The sequence below is a fragment of the Pseudooceanicola sp. genome (assembly GCF_029213205.1).
Lineage (GTDB): Bacteria > Pseudomonadota > Alphaproteobacteria > Rhodobacterales > Rhodobacteraceae > Pseudooceanicola.
On record NZ_JARGNH010000021.1, the window covers coordinates 1 to 19,704 of the forward strand.

Annotated in this window: 21 protein-coding genes and 2 pseudogenes; 5 read left to right on the top strand and 18 right to left on the bottom strand. The window is 63.1% G+C overall.

Annotated elements, in window-relative coordinates:
• Positions 1-133 precede the first annotated feature (133 nt).
• Positions 134-258 (top strand): annotated as a pseudogene (locus tag P1U48_RS14100) (IS5/IS1182 family transposase); the annotation flags it as partial.
• A pseudogene (locus P1U48_RS14105) lies at positions 258-365 on the top strand (IS5/IS1182 family transposase); the annotation flags it as partial. The pseudogenes P1U48_RS14100 and P1U48_RS14105, both read left to right, overlap by 1 nt.
• Before the next feature lie 90 nt (positions 366-455).
• On the opposite strand, the gene P1U48_RS14110 reads toward P1U48_RS14105, so the two are convergent.
• The 12 genes from P1U48_RS14110 to P1U48_RS14165 form a co-directional block, all read right to left on the bottom strand.
• On the bottom strand, positions 456-2,234 hold the full coding sequence (locus P1U48_RS14110; protein ID WP_301069767.1) for an alpha/beta fold hydrolase: 1,779 nt from the start codon (positions 2,232-2,234) through the stop codon (positions 456-458).
• A 127-nt stretch (positions 2,235-2,361) separates the two neighbouring features.
• Positions 2,362-3,201: a FoF1 ATP synthase subunit gamma gene (locus tag P1U48_RS14115; RefSeq protein ID WP_301069769.1), complete on the bottom strand. Its 840-nt coding sequence runs from the start codon at positions 3,199-3,201 to the stop codon at positions 2,362-2,364.
• A complete protein-coding gene (locus tag P1U48_RS14120) occupies positions 3,198-4,742 on the bottom strand; it encodes a F0F1 ATP synthase subunit alpha (RefSeq protein ID WP_301069770.1) in 1,545 nt (514 codons plus the stop codon). Before P1U48_RS14120 ends, P1U48_RS14115 begins: the two co-directional genes overlap by 4 nt.
• The gene (locus P1U48_RS14125; RefSeq protein WP_301069771.1) at positions 4,732-5,466 is read right to left on the bottom strand and encodes a hypothetical protein; all 735 of its coding nucleotides are present in this window, start codon (positions 5,464-5,466) and stop codon (positions 4,732-4,734) included. Before P1U48_RS14125 ends, P1U48_RS14120 begins: the two co-directional genes overlap by 11 nt.
• A 4-nt stretch (positions 5,467-5,470) precedes the next feature.
• Entirely contained in the window at positions 5,471-5,716 is a 246-nt protein-coding gene (locus P1U48_RS14130) for a F0F1 ATP synthase subunit C (RefSeq protein ID WP_301069773.1), read from the bottom strand.
• Positions 5,716-6,417: a F0F1 ATP synthase subunit A gene (locus P1U48_RS14135; RefSeq protein ID WP_301069774.1), complete on the bottom strand. Its 702-nt coding sequence runs from the start codon at positions 6,415-6,417 to the stop codon at positions 5,716-5,718. Before P1U48_RS14135 ends, P1U48_RS14130 begins: the two co-directional genes overlap by 1 nt.
• A complete protein-coding gene (locus tag P1U48_RS14140) occupies positions 6,414-6,722 on the bottom strand; it encodes an ATP synthase subunit I (protein WP_301069775.1) in 309 nt (102 codons plus the stop codon). The genes P1U48_RS14135 and P1U48_RS14140 overlap by 4 nt, the downstream gene beginning before the upstream one ends.
• Positions 6,704-6,988, bottom strand: coding sequence for an AtpZ/AtpI family protein (locus tag P1U48_RS14145; protein WP_301069776.1), 285 nt, complete (start codon positions 6,986-6,988; stop codon positions 6,704-6,706). Before P1U48_RS14145 ends, P1U48_RS14140 begins: the two co-directional genes overlap by 19 nt.
• Complete coding sequence (locus P1U48_RS14150; RefSeq protein ID WP_301069778.1) at positions 6,985-7,392, bottom strand: F0F1 ATP synthase subunit epsilon; 408 nt, start codon at positions 7,390-7,392, stop codon at positions 6,985-6,987. Before P1U48_RS14150 ends, P1U48_RS14145 begins: the two co-directional genes overlap by 4 nt.
• Positions 7,389-8,840, bottom strand: coding sequence for a F0F1 ATP synthase subunit beta (gene atpD / locus P1U48_RS14155; RefSeq protein ID WP_301069779.1), 1,452 nt, complete (start codon positions 8,838-8,840; stop codon positions 7,389-7,391). The genes P1U48_RS14150 and atpD overlap by 4 nt, the downstream gene beginning before the upstream one ends.
• Positions 8,841-9,190: 350 nt before the next feature.
• The gene (locus tag P1U48_RS14160) at positions 9,191-10,213 is read right to left on the bottom strand and encodes a hypothetical protein (protein ID WP_301069780.1); all 1,023 of its coding nucleotides are present in this window, start codon (positions 10,211-10,213) and stop codon (positions 9,191-9,193) included.
• The gene (locus P1U48_RS14165) at positions 10,213-10,890 is read right to left on the bottom strand and encodes a hypothetical protein (protein ID WP_301069781.1); all 678 of its coding nucleotides are present in this window, start codon (positions 10,888-10,890) and stop codon (positions 10,213-10,215) included. The genes P1U48_RS14160 and P1U48_RS14165 overlap by 1 nt, the downstream gene beginning before the upstream one ends.
• A gap of 264 nt (positions 10,891-11,154) precedes the next feature.
• On the opposite strand from P1U48_RS14165, the gene P1U48_RS14170 reads away from it, so the two are divergent.
• Both P1U48_RS14170 and P1U48_RS14175 read left to right on the top strand, forming a co-directional pair.
• Entirely contained in the window at positions 11,155-12,504 is a 1,350-nt protein-coding gene (locus tag P1U48_RS14170) for a glutamine synthetase family protein (RefSeq protein ID WP_301069782.1), read from the top strand.
• Entirely contained in the window at positions 12,504-13,814 is a 1,311-nt protein-coding gene (locus P1U48_RS14175; RefSeq protein WP_301069783.1) for an FAD-binding oxidoreductase, read from the top strand. The genes P1U48_RS14170 and P1U48_RS14175 overlap by 1 nt, the downstream gene beginning before the upstream one ends.
• A gap of 106 nt (positions 13,815-13,920) precedes the next feature.
• Here the strand turns inward: P1U48_RS14175 and P1U48_RS14180 are convergent, their stop codons facing one another.
• Genes P1U48_RS14180 through P1U48_RS14205 form a run of 6 tightly spaced genes read right to left on the bottom strand, consistent with a single transcriptional unit; the run spans position 13,921 to position 18,978 of the window.
• Complete coding sequence (locus P1U48_RS14180) at positions 13,921-14,319, bottom strand: DUF2177 family protein (protein ID WP_301069785.1); 399 nt, start codon at positions 14,317-14,319, stop codon at positions 13,921-13,923.
• Positions 14,316-15,035, bottom strand: coding sequence for a tryptophan-rich sensory protein (locus P1U48_RS14185; RefSeq protein WP_301069786.1), 720 nt, complete (start codon positions 15,033-15,035; stop codon positions 14,316-14,318). Before P1U48_RS14185 ends, P1U48_RS14180 begins: the two co-directional genes overlap by 4 nt.
• A 23-nt stretch (positions 15,036-15,058) precedes the next feature.
• The gene (locus P1U48_RS14190; protein ID WP_301069788.1) at positions 15,059-15,796 is read right to left on the bottom strand and encodes an SDR family NAD(P)-dependent oxidoreductase; all 738 of its coding nucleotides are present in this window, start codon (positions 15,794-15,796) and stop codon (positions 15,059-15,061) included.
• A complete protein-coding gene (locus P1U48_RS14195) occupies positions 15,789-16,946 on the bottom strand; it encodes a cyclopropane-fatty-acyl-phospholipid synthase family protein (RefSeq protein ID WP_301069790.1) in 1,158 nt (385 codons plus the stop codon). Before P1U48_RS14195 ends, P1U48_RS14190 begins: the two co-directional genes overlap by 8 nt.
• Positions 16,946-17,701, bottom strand: coding sequence for a DUF1365 domain-containing protein (locus tag P1U48_RS14200; RefSeq protein WP_301069791.1), 756 nt, complete (start codon positions 17,699-17,701; stop codon positions 16,946-16,948). The genes P1U48_RS14195 and P1U48_RS14200 overlap by 1 nt, the downstream gene beginning before the upstream one ends.
• A complete protein-coding gene (locus tag P1U48_RS14205; protein WP_301069793.1) occupies positions 17,698-18,978 on the bottom strand; it encodes an FAD-dependent oxidoreductase in 1,281 nt (426 codons plus the stop codon). The genes P1U48_RS14200 and P1U48_RS14205 overlap by 4 nt, the downstream gene beginning before the upstream one ends.
• A 209-nt stretch (positions 18,979-19,187) precedes the next feature.
• Between P1U48_RS14205 and P1U48_RS14210 the strand changes: the two genes are divergently transcribed.
• Entirely contained in the window at positions 19,188-19,703 is a 516-nt protein-coding gene (locus P1U48_RS14210) for a sigma-70 family RNA polymerase sigma factor (protein WP_301069842.1), read from the top strand.
• Position 19,704 lies beyond the last annotated feature (1 nt).

A 19,704-nucleotide genomic window follows, 5' to 3' on the forward strand; every position in this document is an offset into this window, starting at 1 on the left:
GAATTACTTCACTGCTGCCGGATATGTCGCAGGTTAAAGGCGGGACGCTTTAGGCGGCGTCTTCATTTGGGGGGCCAATCGGCCTGAGTTCTGATTCAAGATTGAAAACGGAGGCGATCCTGAGCAGACGGATATGCAATGGGCACGGATTGATCCGCTCGTTCCTGGCAAAAAGGGCGACCGTGGAGGCACGGCGACGGACAACCGGCTTTCCCGTGGCTGGCGCGAACGGCGTCGCCGTGGCGAGATTTACCATCACCCCCGGTCAATGGGGCGATTGTCCGCAGGCCCCCGACTTGATCGAAGGGTTGGAAGGCGTCGGGCATGTGATGGCGGACGCGGCTTACCACGCTGATCACCTGAGACGTCTCAGCCTTCCGTCACCTCTGCAACCGGCGGCGATGGCATGGGCATTGGCGCCCTCGGCCACCAGCGCGACCTTGTCGGCAAGCACGTCACCGCTGCATCACATAGCTGCCGGGCGCATCGCAAAGCGCCTTATAGGCGCCGGAATGCGCGCCCATCCTCGGCGGCGCGATCGGCTGGCCTGAGCGTTTGGCGAGCCAATCCGCAAAGGCGATCCACCATGATCCGTTTGTGGCTGCATGGCGGGTCTGCCAATCGTCAGGATCGAGGTAGGGGGCCTCGACGGCGGTATTGGCGATGCGGAAATGACGATGTGCGTGGCCCGGTTCCGACACGATCCCGGCATTATGTCCACCGCTGGTGAGCACGAAGGTGATGGGCACATCGGCCATCAGGTGCAACTTGTAGACAGATTTCCACGGCGCAACGTGATCATCCTCGGTGCCAACGGCAAAGATCGGCGCACGGATGTCCGAGACGGCGATGGCCCGGTCCCCGACGCGGTAATGCCCTTCGGCCAGATCGTTGTTCAGGAACAGTTTGCGCAGGTATTCCGAATGCATCCGGGCCGGCATCCGCGTCGCGTCCGCGTTCCAGGCCATCAGGTCAAAGGCATCGCCGCGCTGGCCCAGCAGGTAGTCGCGGATTGCCGGCGCCCAGATCAGGTCGCGCGCGCGCAACAACGCAAAGGTTCCGACCATCTGGTCGGATGAGAGGAAGCCCTTTTCGGCCATCATGTCCTCGATAAGGGTGACCTCGCTGTCGTTGATGAACAGGCGCAGCGGTCCAGCCTCTGTGAAATCCACCTGCGCGGCCAGCAGGGTCAGGGTCGCAAGCCTGTCGTCGCCGTCCCGCCCCATGGCGGCGGCGGCGATGGACAGCAATGTGCCGCCCAGGCAATAGCCGATCGCATGGATCTTTGGCGCCGAGGTGATCGCCTGCACCGCATCAATGGCGGCCATGACGCCCATCTGGGTATAGTCCTCCATACTCAGGTCGCGGTCGCCGGCATCGGGGTTCTTCCAGGACACCATGAAGACGGTGAAGCCCTGCGCGACGAGGAAACCGACAAAGGAATTCTGCGGCGAGAGGTCGAGAATGTAGTATTTCATGATCCAGGCGGGCACGATCAGGATCGGCTCGGGCCGGACCTCTTCGGTGGTTGGCGCATATTGGATCAGTTCGATCAGATCGTTGCGAAACACCACCTTGCCGGGGCTGGTGGCCAGGTTGTGCCCAACCTCGAAAGGGTGGGGGCCATCCTCGGCGATGCCGACCCGCTGCATCATGTCTTCGGTCAGGTTCTTTGCGCCGCGGACAAGGTTCTGGCCGCGTTCCGAGATCGTGGCGGCGATCACCTCGGGGTTGGTTGCGGGAAAGTTCGACGGCGCCAGGCTGTCGATGATCGTGCCCACCGTAAAGGCCATCAGGTCCTCATGCGCCGGGGTCTCGCCGTGGACTCCGGTCATCGCGTCCTGCCACCATTGCCAAGACAGTTGATGGGCCTTGGACCAGACGTTGAAGGGATATTTCTGCCAGCCTTCGCCAGAGAAACGCCGGTCGGGTTTACCTGCGCCGTCCGACTCATCCTGCGTTGGACCGAGTTGAAGGCCCGCCTGCATCAGAGACTGCGCATTGCGAAACGCCTGCTCCGCCAGATGCAACTGCTTGCCGGGTGACACAGCCAGGTGACTGGCCCAATCCATCCAGGCCTCGGCGAGGACAGAGGGCGACAGGCCCGAGGTCGCCTTGGCGACCGTGGCATGCGCGATGCGGTCGAGGCTGTCGAACGCAGGGTGGGCCGTGGCGTCAGCCTGGGGGGCAGCCGGGTCGTCTTTGCTGGCGGTTTTATTGAGTTGGTCAGGCATGGTTTGTCCTTTGCCGGGGGCGCAGAGGGCGAGTCTCTTGATCCGCCTCTACATCTGACGCCGCAGCGCGGCATTGATCTACGTCAGTTCTGTGCGAGGGTGGTGACGCAGCCGCATTAAATTAGCGTTACCTTGCTGACCGGGCCGAGGCCGCGCCGGTGCCAAGTTCGATGATCTCGGCCGTGATCGCCTCCTGCCGGACCCGGTGCAAGGTGGCCTTGAAGGTATCAAGTTCGCGCGCGATCTGGTTGCCGGCCGCGGTCATCGCTTCCATCCGCGCCTCGTTCTCGGCGGCGAAAGCATGCAATGCGGCCTTGCAGACCTGCGCGTTGAAATAGTCCTGCCCGAGGGCGGCGATCAGGGCGTCACCGGGCTGTTGCGTCAGCGGCGGCTGCGTCGTGACGGCGGGCAGATCCGCGAGGTCGAGGGGGAACAGCCGGTGCCGGACAAGCGTGGGACGGCCCGAGGCCCAGCCGGTGTAAAGGACATCCAACCGGTCAATCCGGTCCGCTTGCACGGCGTCGTAGATCGCCGTGGTGATGTGATCGGCCAGTCGCGGGATACCGAGCGTGTGCGAGGGAAGCGGGGCGGTCCAGTGCGGCGTGATTTCCCGCGCGGCGGCAAGCGCGAGGCCACGGGTGCCAATCAGGAAAAGCGTCGCCAGATCGAGCTCTGCACCAATGTTGTCGAGGACCCTCTCGCTGAACGCGCCAGCGAACCCCTGTTCGGCGCAAAAGACCAGCAGGCCGGGCTTGCAAGCTGTCGTGGGCTTTGGCGCCTCCGCCAGATTGCCGAGGACGCTTGCCATACCCGAGGCGATGGTGGCGGCATAGCTGTCGACCGCCTGCACCTGCGTCCGTGCCACATGCGCCCGCGCGGCGGCGATGCCCTTCATCGCGTTCACCACCGCGCCAAGTTGGCGAATGCCTTCGATCCGGGCGCTGATATCGGCCAGCCGGTCGGTCATCGGGTCACCGGGTCAGGGGCCACCGGGGCTGGGGCAGCCGGGCCGTCTTCCAGCGCCTGCGCCAGCGCGGTCAACGCCACCATCAGCCGTGCGCGGGTCGCGTCGTCCAACTTGCCGCTCTCGGCGAGGGCGCCAAGGCTGGCCCGGTCCAGAGCCGCGGGCAGCGCGGCGCGAAAGGCCGCGACACTGGGCAGGGGCAGCCTGTCCAGCAGCCCGGTCTGAACCGCCAGCATCAAGGCGATTTCGTCCGACAACCGGAACGGCCGATGCTGGCTCTGGCGCAGCGCCTCGCGGATCCGCGCACCGCGTGTCAATTGCTTGCGCACCCGGCCATCGGGCATGCCACCGAACCGGGTAAAGACCTCGAGTTCCAGGAACTGCGCATAATCCAGCCGCAAGGTTCCCGCCGCCGCGCGCAGCACCGGCGCCTGGGTCTTGCCGCCGACACGGCTGACCGACAGGCCCACATCCACGGCCGGTTTCTGGCCCTGGTGGAACAGGCCGGCGTCCAGCACGATCTGCCCGTCGGTGATCGAGATCAGGTTGGTCGGGATATAGGCCGACAGGTTGCCTGAATCCGTTTCTGCGATTGGCAGAGCCGTCAAAGACCCACCGCCGTGGTCCGCGGACAATTTGGCGGCGCGTTCCAGCAGGCGGGCATGGATGTAAAACACATCGCCCGGATAGGCCTCGCGCCCCGGCGACTGGCGGGTCAGCAGCGCAATCTCGCGGTGCGTGGCGGCGTGTTTGGACAGGTCGTCGATCACGATCAGCACGTGCTGGCCGGTGTCGCGGAAATGTTCGGCCATGGTCATGCCGGCATAGGGCGCGATCCATTGCAGGCCCGGTGCCTCGGACGATCCGGCGACGACGACGATACAGCGCGCGAAGTTGCCATGTGTCTGCAGGGAATCGATGGCGCGGCGGACCGAAGAGGTCTTTTGTCCCACCGCCACATAGACGCAGATCATGTCGCTCTGCGCTTGCGCGATGATCGCGTCCACAGCCAGCGTGGTCTTGCCGGTGGAATGATCGCCGACGATCAGCTCTCGCTGGCCGCGACCAAGAGCAAACAGCGTGTCGATCACCACCACCCCGGTCTGCACCGGCTCGGTCACCAGATCACGCTCGATGATGACAGGGGCGGGGCGTTCGATCGGCAGATGTGCCTCGGCCTCGATCGGCCCGTTGCCGTCAAGCGGGCGGCCCAGGGGATCGACGACACGGCCCAGCAATGCGTCGCCCACCGGCACGTTGACAACCTCGCCGGTGCCGAAAACCATATCCCCGGCCTCGACGTCCGAGGCAGCATCCAGAAGCACACAGCCGATCAGATCAGGATCAAGCACCCGGGCAAACCCGACCTGGCCGCCCTGAAAGCGCAGCACCTCGTCCAGCCGCACGTCGCGCAGACCCGAGATCATCGCGACTCCATCGCCGACCTCTTCGACCCGGCCCCGATGCTCGGTGCGCGGACCGAAACTGGCATCTTCGAGCGCCGCGATGGCGGCCGCGGGCCAATCCGGGGTGTCAGGCGGCATCCTTGATCGCCTTTCTCACCTGGGTCAGATCGGCTTGCCAGCTGTTGCGCAGCACAAAATGCGCGCTCCGCAGTTCCAACCCGGCGATCAGGTCGGGATCGGTGACGAAGCGCAGCGTTGCTGGGCCCTCGAGGGCGGTGCGGATTGCCTGCTCGATGGCGGTGCGGTCGCTGCCGGGATCGGTCGCCGTGACCACCTCGATACCGTCGGGCGCAGCCAACAAGGCGGCGCGGTCGGCTGGGGGCAGCTTGGTGATCGCCTCGGTCAGCTGGGCCAGAAAGGCGGATTGCACCGTGGGGCCATCGAGGCGGGCCAGCAGGGTCGCGGCAATTGTCAGGGACAGATCCGAAGCCTTTGCCGCGTTGCGCTTTTCCGCCTCTGCCATGCTGTGTGCAATAGAGGTTTTCGCAGCGGCAAGCAGGGCATCGGCCTTGGCGTGTGCCGCATCAAGAGTGAGCTTTGCCGCCGCCTCAGCCTCGGTTCGCGCGGCCTCCAGCGCTGCGGTTTGTTCCGCCGCGATCCCGGCACGGGCCTGGGTCACCTCGACCAGGGCCGCGTCAGCCTTGGCCTGCATCGCCGCCGCCGCCTCCGTCACCTCGCGGGCCGTCGCCTGACGCTGTGCAATGGCCGCCGCGACAGGCCGCCAGAGGACGCGGGACAACAACCAGATCAGGATCAGGACGTTGACCGCCTGCAGCCCCAATCCCCAGAAATCTATGGTCATGCGTTCACGCCAGCAACGGGTTGGCAAAGAGCAGAAGCAACGCGATGACGAGGCAATAGATCGCCGTCGTCTCGATCATTGCCAGCCCGACGAAGAGCGTGCGCGAAATGGTATTGGCAGCCTCGGGCTGGCGGGCGATTGCATCCATTGCAGCCGCGACGGCGCGGCCTTCGGCCAAGGCCGGGCCGATGGCCCCGAAGGCGACGGCAAAGGCGGCGCAGACGATGCTGACTATGGGGGCGTAGTCCATCAGGAGTCCTTTCTGACTGTGGGAGGGGGAGGGGGCGCAGGCTGGCCGTCCTCGACCGTGGCCGAGATAAAGACCATCGCCAGCACCGCAAAGATATAGGCTTGCACAAGGCCGGTCAGCAGGTCGAGCGCCATCAGCGGGATCGGCACCAGCAAGCCGGCGAGCGAGGCGACGATACCGATCACAAAGACGCCGCTCATCACATTGCCGAACAGGCGCACGAACATGGAAAAGACCCGCGTGATGCTTTCCAGCATGTTCAGCGGGATCATCAGGACGTTCGGCGCCGCAAAGGATTTCAGATAGCCACGAATGCCGGTGCGGCGCACGGCGAACCAGATGACCGAAAGGAACACCAGCAGCGCCAGCGCCGCGTCGGTTTCAAGTGTCGCGGTCGGAGGCTCGACCCCGGGCAACAGCGACGACCAGTTCGCGACGAGGATGAACAGGAACAGGGTGCCGATGAAACTGCGGTAGGGGGCCGGGGCCACGCCGGTGGTTTCGTGGATCTGGGTGTCGATCCCGCTGACCAGCAATTCCAGCGCGGCCTGGCGTTTTCCGGGGATGAGAGAGAGTCGACGGGTCAGCAGGAACGACCCAGCGATCAGGACCACCATGATGACCCAGGTGGTGAGTATGGCCTGCGTGACCGGCACCGGGCCGAGGTGGAACACGGCAACTGACTCGAGCGGAGAGTTCATGCTGACTCTCCCTGTCGCGCGCGGCGCAGGATCACCGCCTTGGCGCCCAGCACCCCGGCCAGCGCCGTCAGCAGCGCCAGCGCTCCGGCCTGCACAGCCAGCCAGAATCCGCCGCCGAGCAACGCCAGCCGCCCGAATGTCAGCGCCAGCCCGAGCAAGGGTTGGCCGCCCTTGACGATCAGCCCGGCGGTGTGACGCAGGGCGGCGAAATAGGCATAGCCGAGGATCAGCCCGGCCACGAAGCACGCGGGCAGCAGGGGGATCAGCGGCAGGTCCAGCGGGTTCATCATTGCGCGTTCATCCATTTCCAGGCGGTCCAGCCGCCGAGGCAAAGGCCAAGCACGATGCCTGGCGCGGTCCAGAAAATCCCGCTGCCCAGCTGCGCATCCAGCCAGCGGCCCACGAACAACCCCGCCAGCGTCGGTGCGACGAAGATCCATCCCAGCACGCCGATCTGCGCCAGACGGCGGCCGACCGACATATCACCCTCGCGGAGCCAACGGTCGCGGCGGTCGCGGCTCAGGCGGGCCTTGCGGATCAGCGGATCCTCAGGGTCGGGGTCCTGGGTCATCGGAACTCTCCACTCAGGGCACCTTCGCCCAGGCGGCTGACCATGCGCCGGATCGCGTTCAGCTGCAGCTGCACGCTCTCGACCCGGTTTACCCGTTCCGCATCGGCGTCGGATTGGAACCGGGTCAGCACATCCTGGTCCAGCGTGGCCAGATCATCGCCCGGCACGGCCTCGCGTGTGGCGATCGAGATGGTGTCGTTCAGCACCGTCAGGACACCGCCACGGACGGCGCAAAAGCCTTCGGTGCGATCCTGGCGCCAATTGACGATCGAGATCTCCAACGCTGTCAGAAACGGCGCATGCCCCTGCATGATGCCGAAACTGCCGCTGAAATCCTCGGCACGAAGAGACTCGACCTGCCGATCGAGCACGATGGACAGGGGCGTGACGATGTGCAGCCTCACGCGGCCACCTCCGCGGCGCTCGATGTCGCGGCGTCCTTGGCCCGGGCGTCTTCCAACGTGCCGACCATATAGAGCGAGGATTCGGCCCAATCGTCGGCCTCGCCTGCCAGGATGGCACGGCACCCAGCCAGCGTGTCGGCCAACGAGACGCTGGCGCCGGGCGTGCCGGTAAAGGCCTCAGTCACCATGAATGGCTGGGTCAGGAACCGCTGTAACCGTCGGGCGCGTTTGACGATCAGGCGGTCATCGACGCCCAGTTCCTCAACCCCAAGCAGCGAGATGATATCGGACAGCTCACGAAAACGGGCCAGCGTTCGGCGGACAGCCTCGGCCGTCTGGTAATGCCGCTCCCCAACCACCTGCGGGTCCAACAGAATCGAGGACGAGGCCAACGGGTCGATCGCCGGGTAGAACCCTTCGGCTGCCTGCGCGCGGCTGAGCACGATGACGCAATCCATGTGGCTTGAGATTGTGGTGACGGCCGGATCGGTGAAATCGTCCGCCGGGACATAGACCGCCTGGATCGCCGTGACCGAGGTGCCCGCGACCGAGGCGATGCGCTCCTGCAACCCGGCAACCTCGGTCGCCAAAGTGGGTTGATATCCGACGCGTGAGGGCAATCGGCCCAGAAGGCTCGACACCTCGGCCCCGGCCTGAACAAAGCGAAAGACGTTGTCCATCAGCAGCAGCACATTCTTGTGCCTCTGGTCCCGGAAATATTCCGAGATCGTGAGCGCCGTCATCGGCGCCCGCCAGCGCGCACCGGGGGGTTCGCTCATCTGGCCATAGACCAGAACAGTGCGTTCCAGGACCCCCGATCCCTGCATTTCAGTCAGCAGTTCGTGGCCCTCGTGGGACCGCTCGCCGACCCCGGCAAACACCGAGATGCCTTCGTAATTATCGACCATGGCGCGGATCAACTCCATCACCAACACGGTCTTGCCGACCCCGGCGCCGCCGAACATCGCCGCCTTGCCGCCCTGCGCCATCGGGGTCAGCAGGTCGATCACCTTGATCCCGGTTTCGAACACCTCGGTGGTGCGGGTCTGCTCCTTTAGCGTCGGCGGAGCGGTGTGGATCGCCCGGCGCGGGGTGTCGGCGGGCAGGGCGGGGCCATTGTCCTGCGTCTGGCCGACCACGTCCAGCAACCGCCCAAGCACCGCATCGCCCACCGGCACGGTCACCGGCCCATCCAGCGCCCGCACCGGCACCCCGCGCGCCAGCCCTGCGGTGGATTGAAACGCGACGGCGCGCACTGTTGTCAGGTCAAGATGGCTGTGAACCTCAAGGATCAGCGGCCCAGGCCTGTCCCAGTCCACCACAAGGCCCGAATTGATGGCGGGCAGGTCGTCATCGGCAAAGACCACATCCACCACCGCGCCCCTGACAGCATCGACAAGGCCCTCACAGGATGGCACGGTCGCCGGATCGGTGTCAGATTGTTGCATGTGGTCAAGGTCCTTCGAACCGACCGAGTCGCCAGAGTCTTCCACCCTTTCTACACCCTGTCTTGCGCCTTTGCATTGATCTGCGTCAGCTTTGCGGCCAGGTGCTCAAAACAACGCCACAGACGGCCAACGAAGCCCCATCGACGTGCATTTGCAACGGCTGCCGATGTCGGTCGAACCGGACAAGGCGCGCGGCGGCCCCGTGCGCATTGGCCTGACCACACCGCCACAGACCGCTGTAACCCGGTGGCTCCATTTCGTGAGAACGAATTTTTCTTTCTTTCAGTGGGATGCACGAGAACTAGCCAAAATTCGCGGATGTGCTCACTGAAATTTCTCCAGCGCGGCCTTTATGGTCGGGGCGCAAGCATGAGCAGAGGTTCAACCTTTTCACCCGCAAGTTCTTCTAGATACGCGGGGCCGGGAATCTGATTTTCGATCAGGTTCTGTGCCAGTTCCGATTGCGAACTGATTGATGCAACGCTGTCCCGCAACCCATGCACCAATACCTCTGCCTGGGGGAGCGCCAGTCGCCGTGCCTCGGCAAAGGATATGGAATCCGACGCGCTTTGGGCACAGAGTCGCGCGAGGGAATCAGGGGTAAGGCCTTGGCTGAGATTAAGAAAACGCTGCGCGCGTCGTTCCGCCAGCTGTTTTGCCGCTTCCAGTTCGTCGATGCTGTAAAGCGCGCGGAACCCGGCTTCATGGCAAAGCCTGATCGCAGCGGCCAACGACCACAGCATGTCCATGTCTTCAGATGTCATCGGACCGATTTGCATGGCTTCGGATTTTTGTTGGAAATGTGCCTCAAGTCGCCCGGAGGACGTCGCAAGCGCATGTTCAGCAGCTTCTGCACTGCTCACCCGGTTCGAGCGGGCTGACAATGTATCCACAATGTCCAACTGCGTCCCGACATCCGCAAAAATCATGCGAATGTCATCGGAGCGACGATCGGTTGTAACACGATCAATTTTGGCTTCGATGGCGCCGAGTTGTGCCTCGATGCCTTTCAGGCGTTTCAGCATCATCGCAAAGCCCGCGATAGAAACCCCAAGCCCAAGCCCGGAAACCGCCAAAGTGCCAATCTGAAGATTCTGCAACAGAGCCAGAGAAGATTGCACCTCGACCAAGCGAGATTTGATCTGCTGGTTCTGGATAAGGGCAATTGCGCCCAGGGGGCTGAATCCGTTCTGAAGTGTTGAGCTAACCCCGCTCAAAGCGCTGTTGAGCAGGGATTGGACCACGCTGGTTTCCTGAAGGAAAGCCACACCGCGACCTGACGCGACATCACGGACGACAGAGCCCGTAACCTTGTAGAGACCCGACACGACACCATCGACAACTTCTGGCGGCACGACACGTAAGAATAGCATCAACTCACCCCTTGAATTCGGTTCTGGCCCGCCTTGACAACGGCGGCCTGTATGTCGCTCAAAATGCACCGCGCCCCGGGTTTGCCGCCGATCCCGAACCCTTGGCGATCCGCTTCTCGATGTACCCGATTGCAAAGCGATTTTCGGGCCCTAGCTTCCACCGACTTCAATGATTTTGAACCCAAGAAAGTTGCAACGCCGATGCCAGTCGCTCCGAGCGCAAAGAGCGGCCAACTGATTGTCGCCGCGCCCCAAAACGCGAGAAAGCTTGTGCTTACGGTTGCAAAAGAAATAACGGTCGGGATTGCCGCCACCGACCCCGCAATCAAGCCGACACCCGCTATCGCGGGTAGAACGTTGCTGCCCTGTTCCCAAATATCGCTATCAAGTTTCAAACCGCCCGGGAGTTGCAGAATCGCATCCTCCAATTCGGCCTCGGCACGGCTGCTTGCAGAGTTAAGCTGCTTGACGCCCCAACGCTGAATGATTGCTTCCGTCGATGATTTCAGAGTAAGCCTTGAACGCACCAGATCGACGCGTCCAGCGCGTTCAACTTGCGCGGAGAGGTCGTCAAGCAAATCCGGAAATGCGTCTTCCAGCTGTAAGGATATTGCTGCAAGTTGCGCGTCTCTCCACGCCAGGAATTCAAGCTCTGCAGCAATTGCCTGAAATTTCAATAGGTGCCTCTGAATGCAGTTTCTGTTTTGTGGATATCGAAGTCATTCGCAGCCGTCCATCATCAAGTGCTGTATCAGAATGTTGGGGGCTACAATTGCCGTCGAGTTCTGCTTGGAGCGTCGTAACCCCGTGCCGCGTGGTCGCGCGCGCAGTTCCTCTGTGCGAAGTCCTGTCGCTTTCGAACCACGGGTCGCATAGACCAGCCTAGGAGCGGCACAAAACCGCGCTACGCTCCGGCATCGCAGCGGAAAGGGAGTCCCGAGATGACAGCACATAATATCAGAGACTGGCTGCAGGCGCGTCCTGAGGTTGAATCGGTCTTTGCCTGTATCTGCGACCTGAACGGCGCGATGCGCGGCAAACGCCTGCCGATCGAAAAGGCCAAAGTGATCATGGACGGCGGGCTGCGGCTGCCGCTGTCGGTGCTGAGCGTCGACATCTGGGGCGAGGACATCGAAAACAACGAGTTGGTGTTCGAAACCGGCGATTCCGACGGCATCTGCGATTACACCGGGCGCCCCATTGTTCTGGTCAACTGGACCAGCCGTCCCTCGGCCTTGGTGATGTTCTGGATGAGCACCGAAGACGGCGTGCCGTTTCCGGGCGACCCGCGCCATGCGTTGTCGAATATCGTCGAGCGCTACAAGGCGCTTGGCCTGACACCGGTGGTGGCGACCGAGCTGGAATTCTATCTCTGTGACCCGAGCGAGGCACAGCCACAGCCGCCGTGCTCCCCGGTCACCGGCAAACGGCTGGATTCCGACGGCGCCTTGTCGCTGGATGAATTGCAGCATTTCGATGAATTCCTGAATGACGTCTATGACGCCTGTCACGAACAGGGGATTCCGGCGGATGCGGCGATTTCGGAAAACGGTGCCGGCCAGTTCGAGATCAACATGGTGCATGTCGCTGACCCGCTGCAGGCCGCCGATGACGCGGTGCTGTTCAAACGTCTGGTGCGCGGCATTGCCCGCAAGCACGGCATGGCGGCTACCTTTATGGCCAAGCCCTATGGCGATCGGTCTGGCAGCGGCTTTCACGTGCATTTCAGCCTGGTCGATGAAAACGGCGTCAACCTGTTTGACAATGGCGGCGACGAAGGCACGCCGATGATGCTGAATGCCGTCGCCGGGCTGCTGGAAACCATGCAGGAAAACACCCTGACCTTTGCGCCGCATCAAAACTCCTACCGGCGTTTGCTGCCGGGGGCGCATGCGCCTACCAGCGTCGTCTGGGGTTATGAAAACCGCACCGCCGCAATCCGCATTCCCGGCGGCAGCCCCAAGGCCCGCCGGATCGAACACCGGGTCGCGGGCGCGGATGCCAACCCCTACCTGGTGCTCAGCAGCATCCTGGGCGGTGCCCTGGTCGGGATCGAGAACAAGATGGAGCCGATGGCCCCGATCGAAGGTGATGCCTATAGCCAGAAGCTGGACCATCTGCCGCTCGACTGGGCGACGGCCATTCAGTCGTTTCGCCGGGGCAAACACGTTCAGAACGTGTTTTCCAAACGGCTGCAAACCATGCTGGTCGAATGCAAGATGCAAGAGCTGAAACGGTTTGCGCGCTATGTGACCGATTTTGAATACGACAGCTATCTGGAAAGCGTGTGATGGCCATCGAAACATTCGCCCGCACCGGCACCACGAAACACACCAGCAGCTACTATGCCGCAAGCGCCAACCCCGCACCGGAGCGCCCGGCGCTGAAGGGCGATCAGCAGGTCGATATCTGTATTGTCGGGGCAGGGTATAGCGGGCTGTCCACCGGGCTCCATCTGGTTGAAAAGGGCTACAAGGTCGCCATCATCGAAGGCGCGCGGGTCGGTTGGGGCGCCTCCGGGCGCAATGGCGGGCAGGTCGTCAACGGGCTGAACGCCAGCCTGCAGACAATCAGGAAACGCTATGGTCAGGACACCGCGAATTTCGCCGCCAGCCTGGTGCAGGAAGGCGGCGAGATCATTCGTGAACGGGTCGAGACCTATGACATTCACTGTGACCTGAAACCGGGCAATATCTTTACCGGCCTGACAGCCACCCATATGAAAGAACTTGAGGCCCGCCGCGCACTCTGGGCCAGCTACGGCATTCACAATCAGGACATGCTGGACAAGACGCAGCTGCGTGCGCACATCGGCTCTGACCTCTATGCCGGTGGCATGATCGACCATAGCGGTGGCCATATGCACCCACTCAATCTGTGCCTGGGCGAGGCGGCGGCATTCGAACAACTGGGCGGGGTGATCCATGAACAATCCCCGGTCATTCATTGCGACACCGAGGCCCCACGACCTGTGGTGAAAACCGCGAATGGCACGATGACCTGCGGCACGCTGGTGCTCTGCGGCAATGCCTATCTCGGCCATGTCGTTCCGGCCCTGACCGCCCGGGTGATGCCGGTCTCAACCCAGATGATGGCGACCGAACCGCTGGGCGATGACCGCGCCAACGCCCTGCTGCCCACCGACAAATGCGTCGAGGACGTGCGCTATATCCTCGATTATTTTCGCCTGACTGCGGACAAACGACTGATCTTTGGCGGCGGGACCGTCTATGGCGGCTCCAACCCTGCCGATGTCGTGGCCAAGCTGCGACCGGCGATGGAAAAGGTCTATCCAGCGTTGAAGGGGGTAAAGGTCGACTTCGCCTGGAACGGCAATTTCGCCCTGTCCTTCAGCCGGGTGCCGCAACTGGGGCGTTTGGGCGCGAACACCTATTTCGCGCATGGCTATTCCGGCCACGGTGTCACCGGATCGCATACATTCGGCAAGATTCTGGCGCAGGCCATTGATGGTGACAAAACCCGCTTTGACGTGTTTGAAAGCGTGCCCTGGTATCCGTTCCCCGGCGGGCGGATGCTGCGCGTGCCCTATTCGATGGTCGGGTCCTGGTATTACGCCCTGCGGGATCGTCTCGGACTCTGAGCCAGGCACTGAATATCGCAGGAAAAAGACAAGGCCCGGGGGTTTCCCGGGCCGTCCTCGTTGCGCCGCGACCTGATCAGCCTGCCACGCAATCGGCAAGGACTTCTCAGGCCACGACTCTGGCGATCACGACTCCTGCCCAGGCCGAAAACCCGGTCAGGAGTCCGCCCCAAATCGTGTCAACGGCAACCTGCTGCACCGACCAGTCGCGCAGCGTGGCGTAGTTGGTGAATTCGTAGGTGCCATAGGCCATCAGCCCCAACAGCACCCCACCCACCAGCGCCGCAACCGGGTCGCCGCTGCGCAGCGCCGGAACCGAAACGAACCACAGAACCCCGGCGACATAGCCGAGATAGAACAGGGTCGCTGGCACGACACGAAACGGATCGGCAAAAAGGTGGGCGACGTGGCGCTCGAACACCGGTTTGATCAACAGGCGCAGACCGATGGCATCGGCGGCAAAAAAGATCGCCACGGTGGAAATGTAGAGAACCAGAATTTTCATGAGGTCGCCCCTGTCCAAAGAGAGTGTCCGGCGCGCAGTGTCAGCGCCGTGATGCCAAGTGCCGCCAGCCCGATCACCGGAAGGTTCGGGGCAGGCAGGTTGCTGACGATGACCCCGATCAGCGCCCAGATGATCGCCACGGGATAGGCCCATTGGCGCGGTCGGGTCGATTGCACCGCCAATGCGACCAGCAGAACGCCGCCAAGGCAGATCAGCGCCGCCGCTTGCGCCGACAGGATCGCATGGCCCGCCAGAGTGACGCCGATCGCCACGCCGGTCGCCGCCGTCAGCCAGCCGGCGTAGAGCGCGATGGGCCGGCCCAGCAGCCATGGCCGAGCTTCACCCGTGCGCAGCAACGCGACAATCGCGGCTGCCGCCATCACCACGATCATCACGGTGGCCAGAAGCGGAGCTTCAGTCGCCGCCTTGATCCAGAACGCGCCGACGATCAGGCTGATCGCCAGGGGCAATCGCATCGCCTGCCAATCCGGATCATCCGCCGCGCGCCATAGCCCGTAACCGGCGCTGATGATCAGCCAGAGATAGATCACCCCCCAAATCGCAAACGCATAGCCGGCGGGCTGCACCGGCGGGTTCTCTTGTGGCACCGGAAACTGATCGGCTGCGAACCCGTTAAAGCCGTCGGTAAGCAGCGGTGACAGCACAAATGCCAATGTGGCGACCAACACCACGCTCGCAAGTGCTCTGGGGCGCATGGCGCCGCCTTTCACAGAGTTGTTCATCGGGTCAACCGGCGCGTCAGGGGCAGGGCGGCCCAATAGGGCAGGGCGCTCAACAGTTTCAGCGCATAGGTCAGGCGGCGTGGGAAATGCACCTCGAAACGCCGCTTGTCGAGGCCCTTGATGATGGCACGCGCGGCGATCTCGGGCGTGACCATCGCGGGCATGGTGAAGGCGTTGCGCTGGGTCAGCCTGGTGTCGACAAATCCCGGAGAGATCAGTCGCACATCATAGCGCCCCGCCAGTTCTGCGTGCAACGATTGCGCCAGATTGATCACCCCGGCCTTGGTCGCCGAATAAATCTGCCCCTGCGGCAGGCCGATATAGCCCGCAACCGAGCCGCACAGCGCCAATTGACCACCAGTCCGCAGCAGGGGCGGCGCGATCTGGGCGATGTGAAAGCTGCCAGTCAGGTTGACCGTGACGATCTGCGCGGCGGTTTCCGGGTTCAGCGCCGCAATCTTGCCCGGATCATACATCGCCGCCAGATGCAGCACCCGATCCAGCGGCCCGATCCGGGCGATCTGTGCGGCGGCAGCGACAAGGCTCTCGCGGTTGCTGACATCCAGCGGCAGGGCCAGATGCGCGGGGCCGAGGCTGGCGGCCAGGTCCTCCAGCCGTTCGGCGGAGCGTGCCGACAGGATCAGCCGCGCCCCGCGCTGCGCCCAGTCGCGCGCCAGGGCCGCACCGATGCCGTCGCTGGCCCCGATGATCCAGATGGTTTCCGCCTCAGGCATGGGTCAGTTCGACCTGAACCACATCGGTTTGACCGGCGGCAAAGGAGGCCGCGCAGATGCCAAGGTAATAGCGCCAGTTGCGCAGGAAACCTTCGTCATATCCGAGGCGGCGAATACGATCCGCTTGCTGGTCAAGCCGGTCGCCCCAAATGGCGCAGGTGCGGGAATAATCGGCGCCAAAGGCATGGCTGTCCCTGACTGTCAGACCGGCGCGCCGCGCCTGTTCGGCAATCACCGCATTGGACAGCAACATGCCGCCGGGAAAGGTATAGTGACGGATATAGTCCGAGCTGCGCCTGTAGGTGTCGAAATAGCCATCCGGAACGGTTATCGCCTGGATCATTGCGCGCCCGTGCTCGGCCAGACGCGATTTCAGCGTCGCGAAATAGGTCGGCCAATAGTCCTCTCCGACCGCCTCGATCATCTCGATCGAGACGATGCTGTCGAATTTCCCGCTGCTCTTGCGATAATCCTGGAGCCGGATATCGGCCCGCCCGTCGAGTCGCGCGTCGGCATAGCCTTTCTGGCTGGGCGAGATGGTCAAGCCGGTGACATCGTGCCCTGAATCCGCCGCCCGTTCGGCGAAGCCACCCCAGCCACAGCCGATTTCAAGCACCCTTTCACCAGCGCCCAACCGCTGCAATATCCGGTCGTATTTGCGGTTCTGCGCCCGGTGCAGGTCATGATCGCCGGGGGCAAACATGGCCGAGGAATAGGTCATGCTCTCGTCCAGCCACAGCTGATAGAATTCATTGCCGACGTCGTAATGGGCGCGGATATTGCGCGCCGCGCCGCGGGTGGAATTGGCCCGCATCAACCGGTTCACCACGCGAAATTTCACAGAATTCCAGAACCCCGCATAGGCATAACCGCGAAACTCATCGAGGTTTTTCAGCGCGACCTCAGTCAGATCGGCAATCGAGGGGGTCTCCCACAGGCCCGCGACATAGGTTTCGCCCAGCCCGATATCACCGCGCCCGGCAATCGCGCTGATCACCGACCAGTCGTAAATCTGCATCTCGGCGCTGGGGCTGCCCTGGCCAAAATCATAGACCTCGCCTTCGGGCGTGCGCAGGCGCAGGCTGCCGATGCGGATTTGGCCACAGGTTTCAAGAAAATCATGCTTCACACGTTTTGTCAGGAACAGCATCAGGTCACCTCGCTGCTGGGTGGGGATGGACGGGTGCGGTATTTCGCCCCCTTCAGTTTCAGGCGCAGGGCCTGCCAGTAGATAAGGATGATGGTGCGCAGCGCCCCCAGCGGGCGACGCAGGCTGGCACGCAAAAGCCCGGCATTGGTCAGGGCCATGCGCTTGCCCGATAGGGTCGCGACAACACCTTCATCACCGTTACGGTGTAAAATCCGAATGATAATCCGATCGCTGCGAATATCAAAGCTGAACTCGTAGCTGCCTTTGACCTGCTGAAACGGCGACACATGCAGGGATTTGGCGGTGGTGATCCGGGTATCCTTGGTGATGGGGGCGAAATCGGGCTGGTGGCAGAGATAGGAATGGCGGTCGCCAAAGGGGGTCGAGACCTCGGCAATCACCGCGATCAGCGCGTCGCCTTGCAGCGCCAGCCAGAAGCTCACCGGATTGAACACATAGCCGAGAAAGCGGGGCTGGGTGAGCAGCCTCAGGTCCAGCGCCCGATCCGCCAGCCCGTTTGCCGCCAGCACCGCGCGCGCCCAATCCGGCCCGCGCCCGGCTTTCATCGGGCCGCCATGGTCGCGATCATGCACCGATGCCAGGTTGAACCGGTTGCGCGAAAAGAGGAGGGGCCGGGTCAGCATCGCTTCAGGGTCGATCAGCACATAATCCACCCCATAGCGAAACCGGTGGCGGATCGCGCCGCGCCGGAGGTGGGTCGTGATGCCTGCGATATGCTCCGGGCTGTGGGTCATGCAAACTGGCGCTCCATCAGCCGCGCGATGCGGGCGGCGCTGGCAAAGCCGTCTTCGTGGAAACCGTGGCGGGTATAGGCCCCGGCAAACCATGTGTTGTTCCGACCCTGGATCGCGGTCAGCTGGCGCTGCGCCGCCAGCGCTGGGGCATCAAAGATCGGATGGCGAAATGTCTTTTGGTCATAGATCAGGTGATCCGGCACCGCGCGCGACGGGTTGAGCGAGACAAACAGAGGGTCCTGCTCGGGAATGTTCTGCAACCGGTTCATCCAGTAGGTGACGCCGATGGCGGGTTCGGGGCGGGTGGTGTCGGCCTTGTAGACCCAGCTGGACCAGACCGCGCGGCGCTGTGGCATCTGGCTGGTGTCGCGATGCAGGATCATCTGGTTGTCCTGAAACCGGAGCGCCGAAAGCGCGGCGCTTTCCTGTGCTGTGGGCCGGGCCAGCAGGCGCAACGCCTGATCGGAATGACAGGCAAAGATCACCTGATCAAACGGTTCAAGCGGCCCCGCAGTGCTGTGCACCCGACTTTTCTGCCCGTCCCGGGTGACGCTTTTCACCGGGGTCGCGGTGCGGATCGCCACGCCACGCCCGCGCAGGTAATGCGCCAGCCGCCGCACATATTCGACGCTGCCGCCATCCACCGTCCACCACTGGTGCTGTCCCGACGGGCTGAGCAAGGCGTGGTTGCGAAAGAACTGCACCAGGGCGTGCGCCGGAAAGCCACGAATTTCGGCGGGCGGGGTCGACCAGATCGCCCCGCACAGGGGCATCAGGTAAAAATGCTGGAACCAATCGCCCAGCTTCAGATCGCGCATCAACTCGCCGATTGTGGCGCTTTCATCCCTGGCCAGCGCCTCGGCCCGGTCATTGAAGCGCAGGATGTCGCGCACCATCCGGGCAAAGCCGGGGCGCAACAGGTTGCGCCGCTGCGCGGTCAAGGCGCGCAGATCGCGCAGCCCGTATTCGATTTGTCCGTCATTGATCGAGGCGCCAAAGCTCATGTCGCTTTTCGCCACCGGCACGTCGAGGTCCTGAAACATCCGGGTCAGATGTGGGTAATTGGCATAGTTGAAAACGATGAACCCGGTATCGACCGGTTGATTGCCATTGCGCCCGGCCATCACGGTGCGGGCGTGCCCGCCCAGATCGGGTGCGGCCTCGAACAATGTCACCGCATGGTGCGGGGCCAGCAGATAGGCGGCGGCAAGCCCGGATATGCCGCCACCGATGACGGCAATGCGTTGCGGGCGGATTGGGGGGGCATCAAATGACATTCTGGCTCCGGTCGACTGTTTGAAAGGATTACGTCGCGAGAAAGAAATTGGATCAAAATGATCCAGGTTCCCCCGGTGCCCGTATCGGGGCTATGTTGACAGCGAACCTTGATATTGATCCAGCCGACCGGCAGCCTGTCACAGGGTTGCGAAAGGACAAAGCTCCGTTGACACAGCCCCCCCCTCAGGTCTCGGCGCAGACGACATGGATGCTGGCGGTGCGGGACCAACGTGACCGGGACGCCTTTGCCGCGCTGTTTGATCATTTCGCCCCGCGCCTCAAGGGATTCATCATGCGGTCAGGCACCGGGTCGGGGCAGGCCGAGGAAATCGTTCAAGAGGTCATGCTGACAGTCTGGCGCAAGGCCGGTCAGTTCGACCCGGCCCGGGCGCAGGTCTCGGCCTGGGTCTATCAAATCGCGCGCAATCGCCAGATCGATGTGATCCGCAAGGAAAACCGGCCGCTGCCCGAGGAACTGGGCGAAGCGCCCGAGGCCGAGCCGGATGCCAGTCAGGTGCTGGCCCTCGAACAAGAGGCTGCACAATTGCAACAGGCGTTGGCGCGGTTGAAACCCGACCAGCGCGAAATCATCGAAAGAGCCTACCTGGGCGAGCTTACCCATCAAGAGATCAGCACCCAGACCGGCCTGCCGCTCGGCACGATCAAATCACGGATCCGTCTGGGTCTGGAGCGATTGCGCCATGAGTTGAAGGAACTGCGTTAAG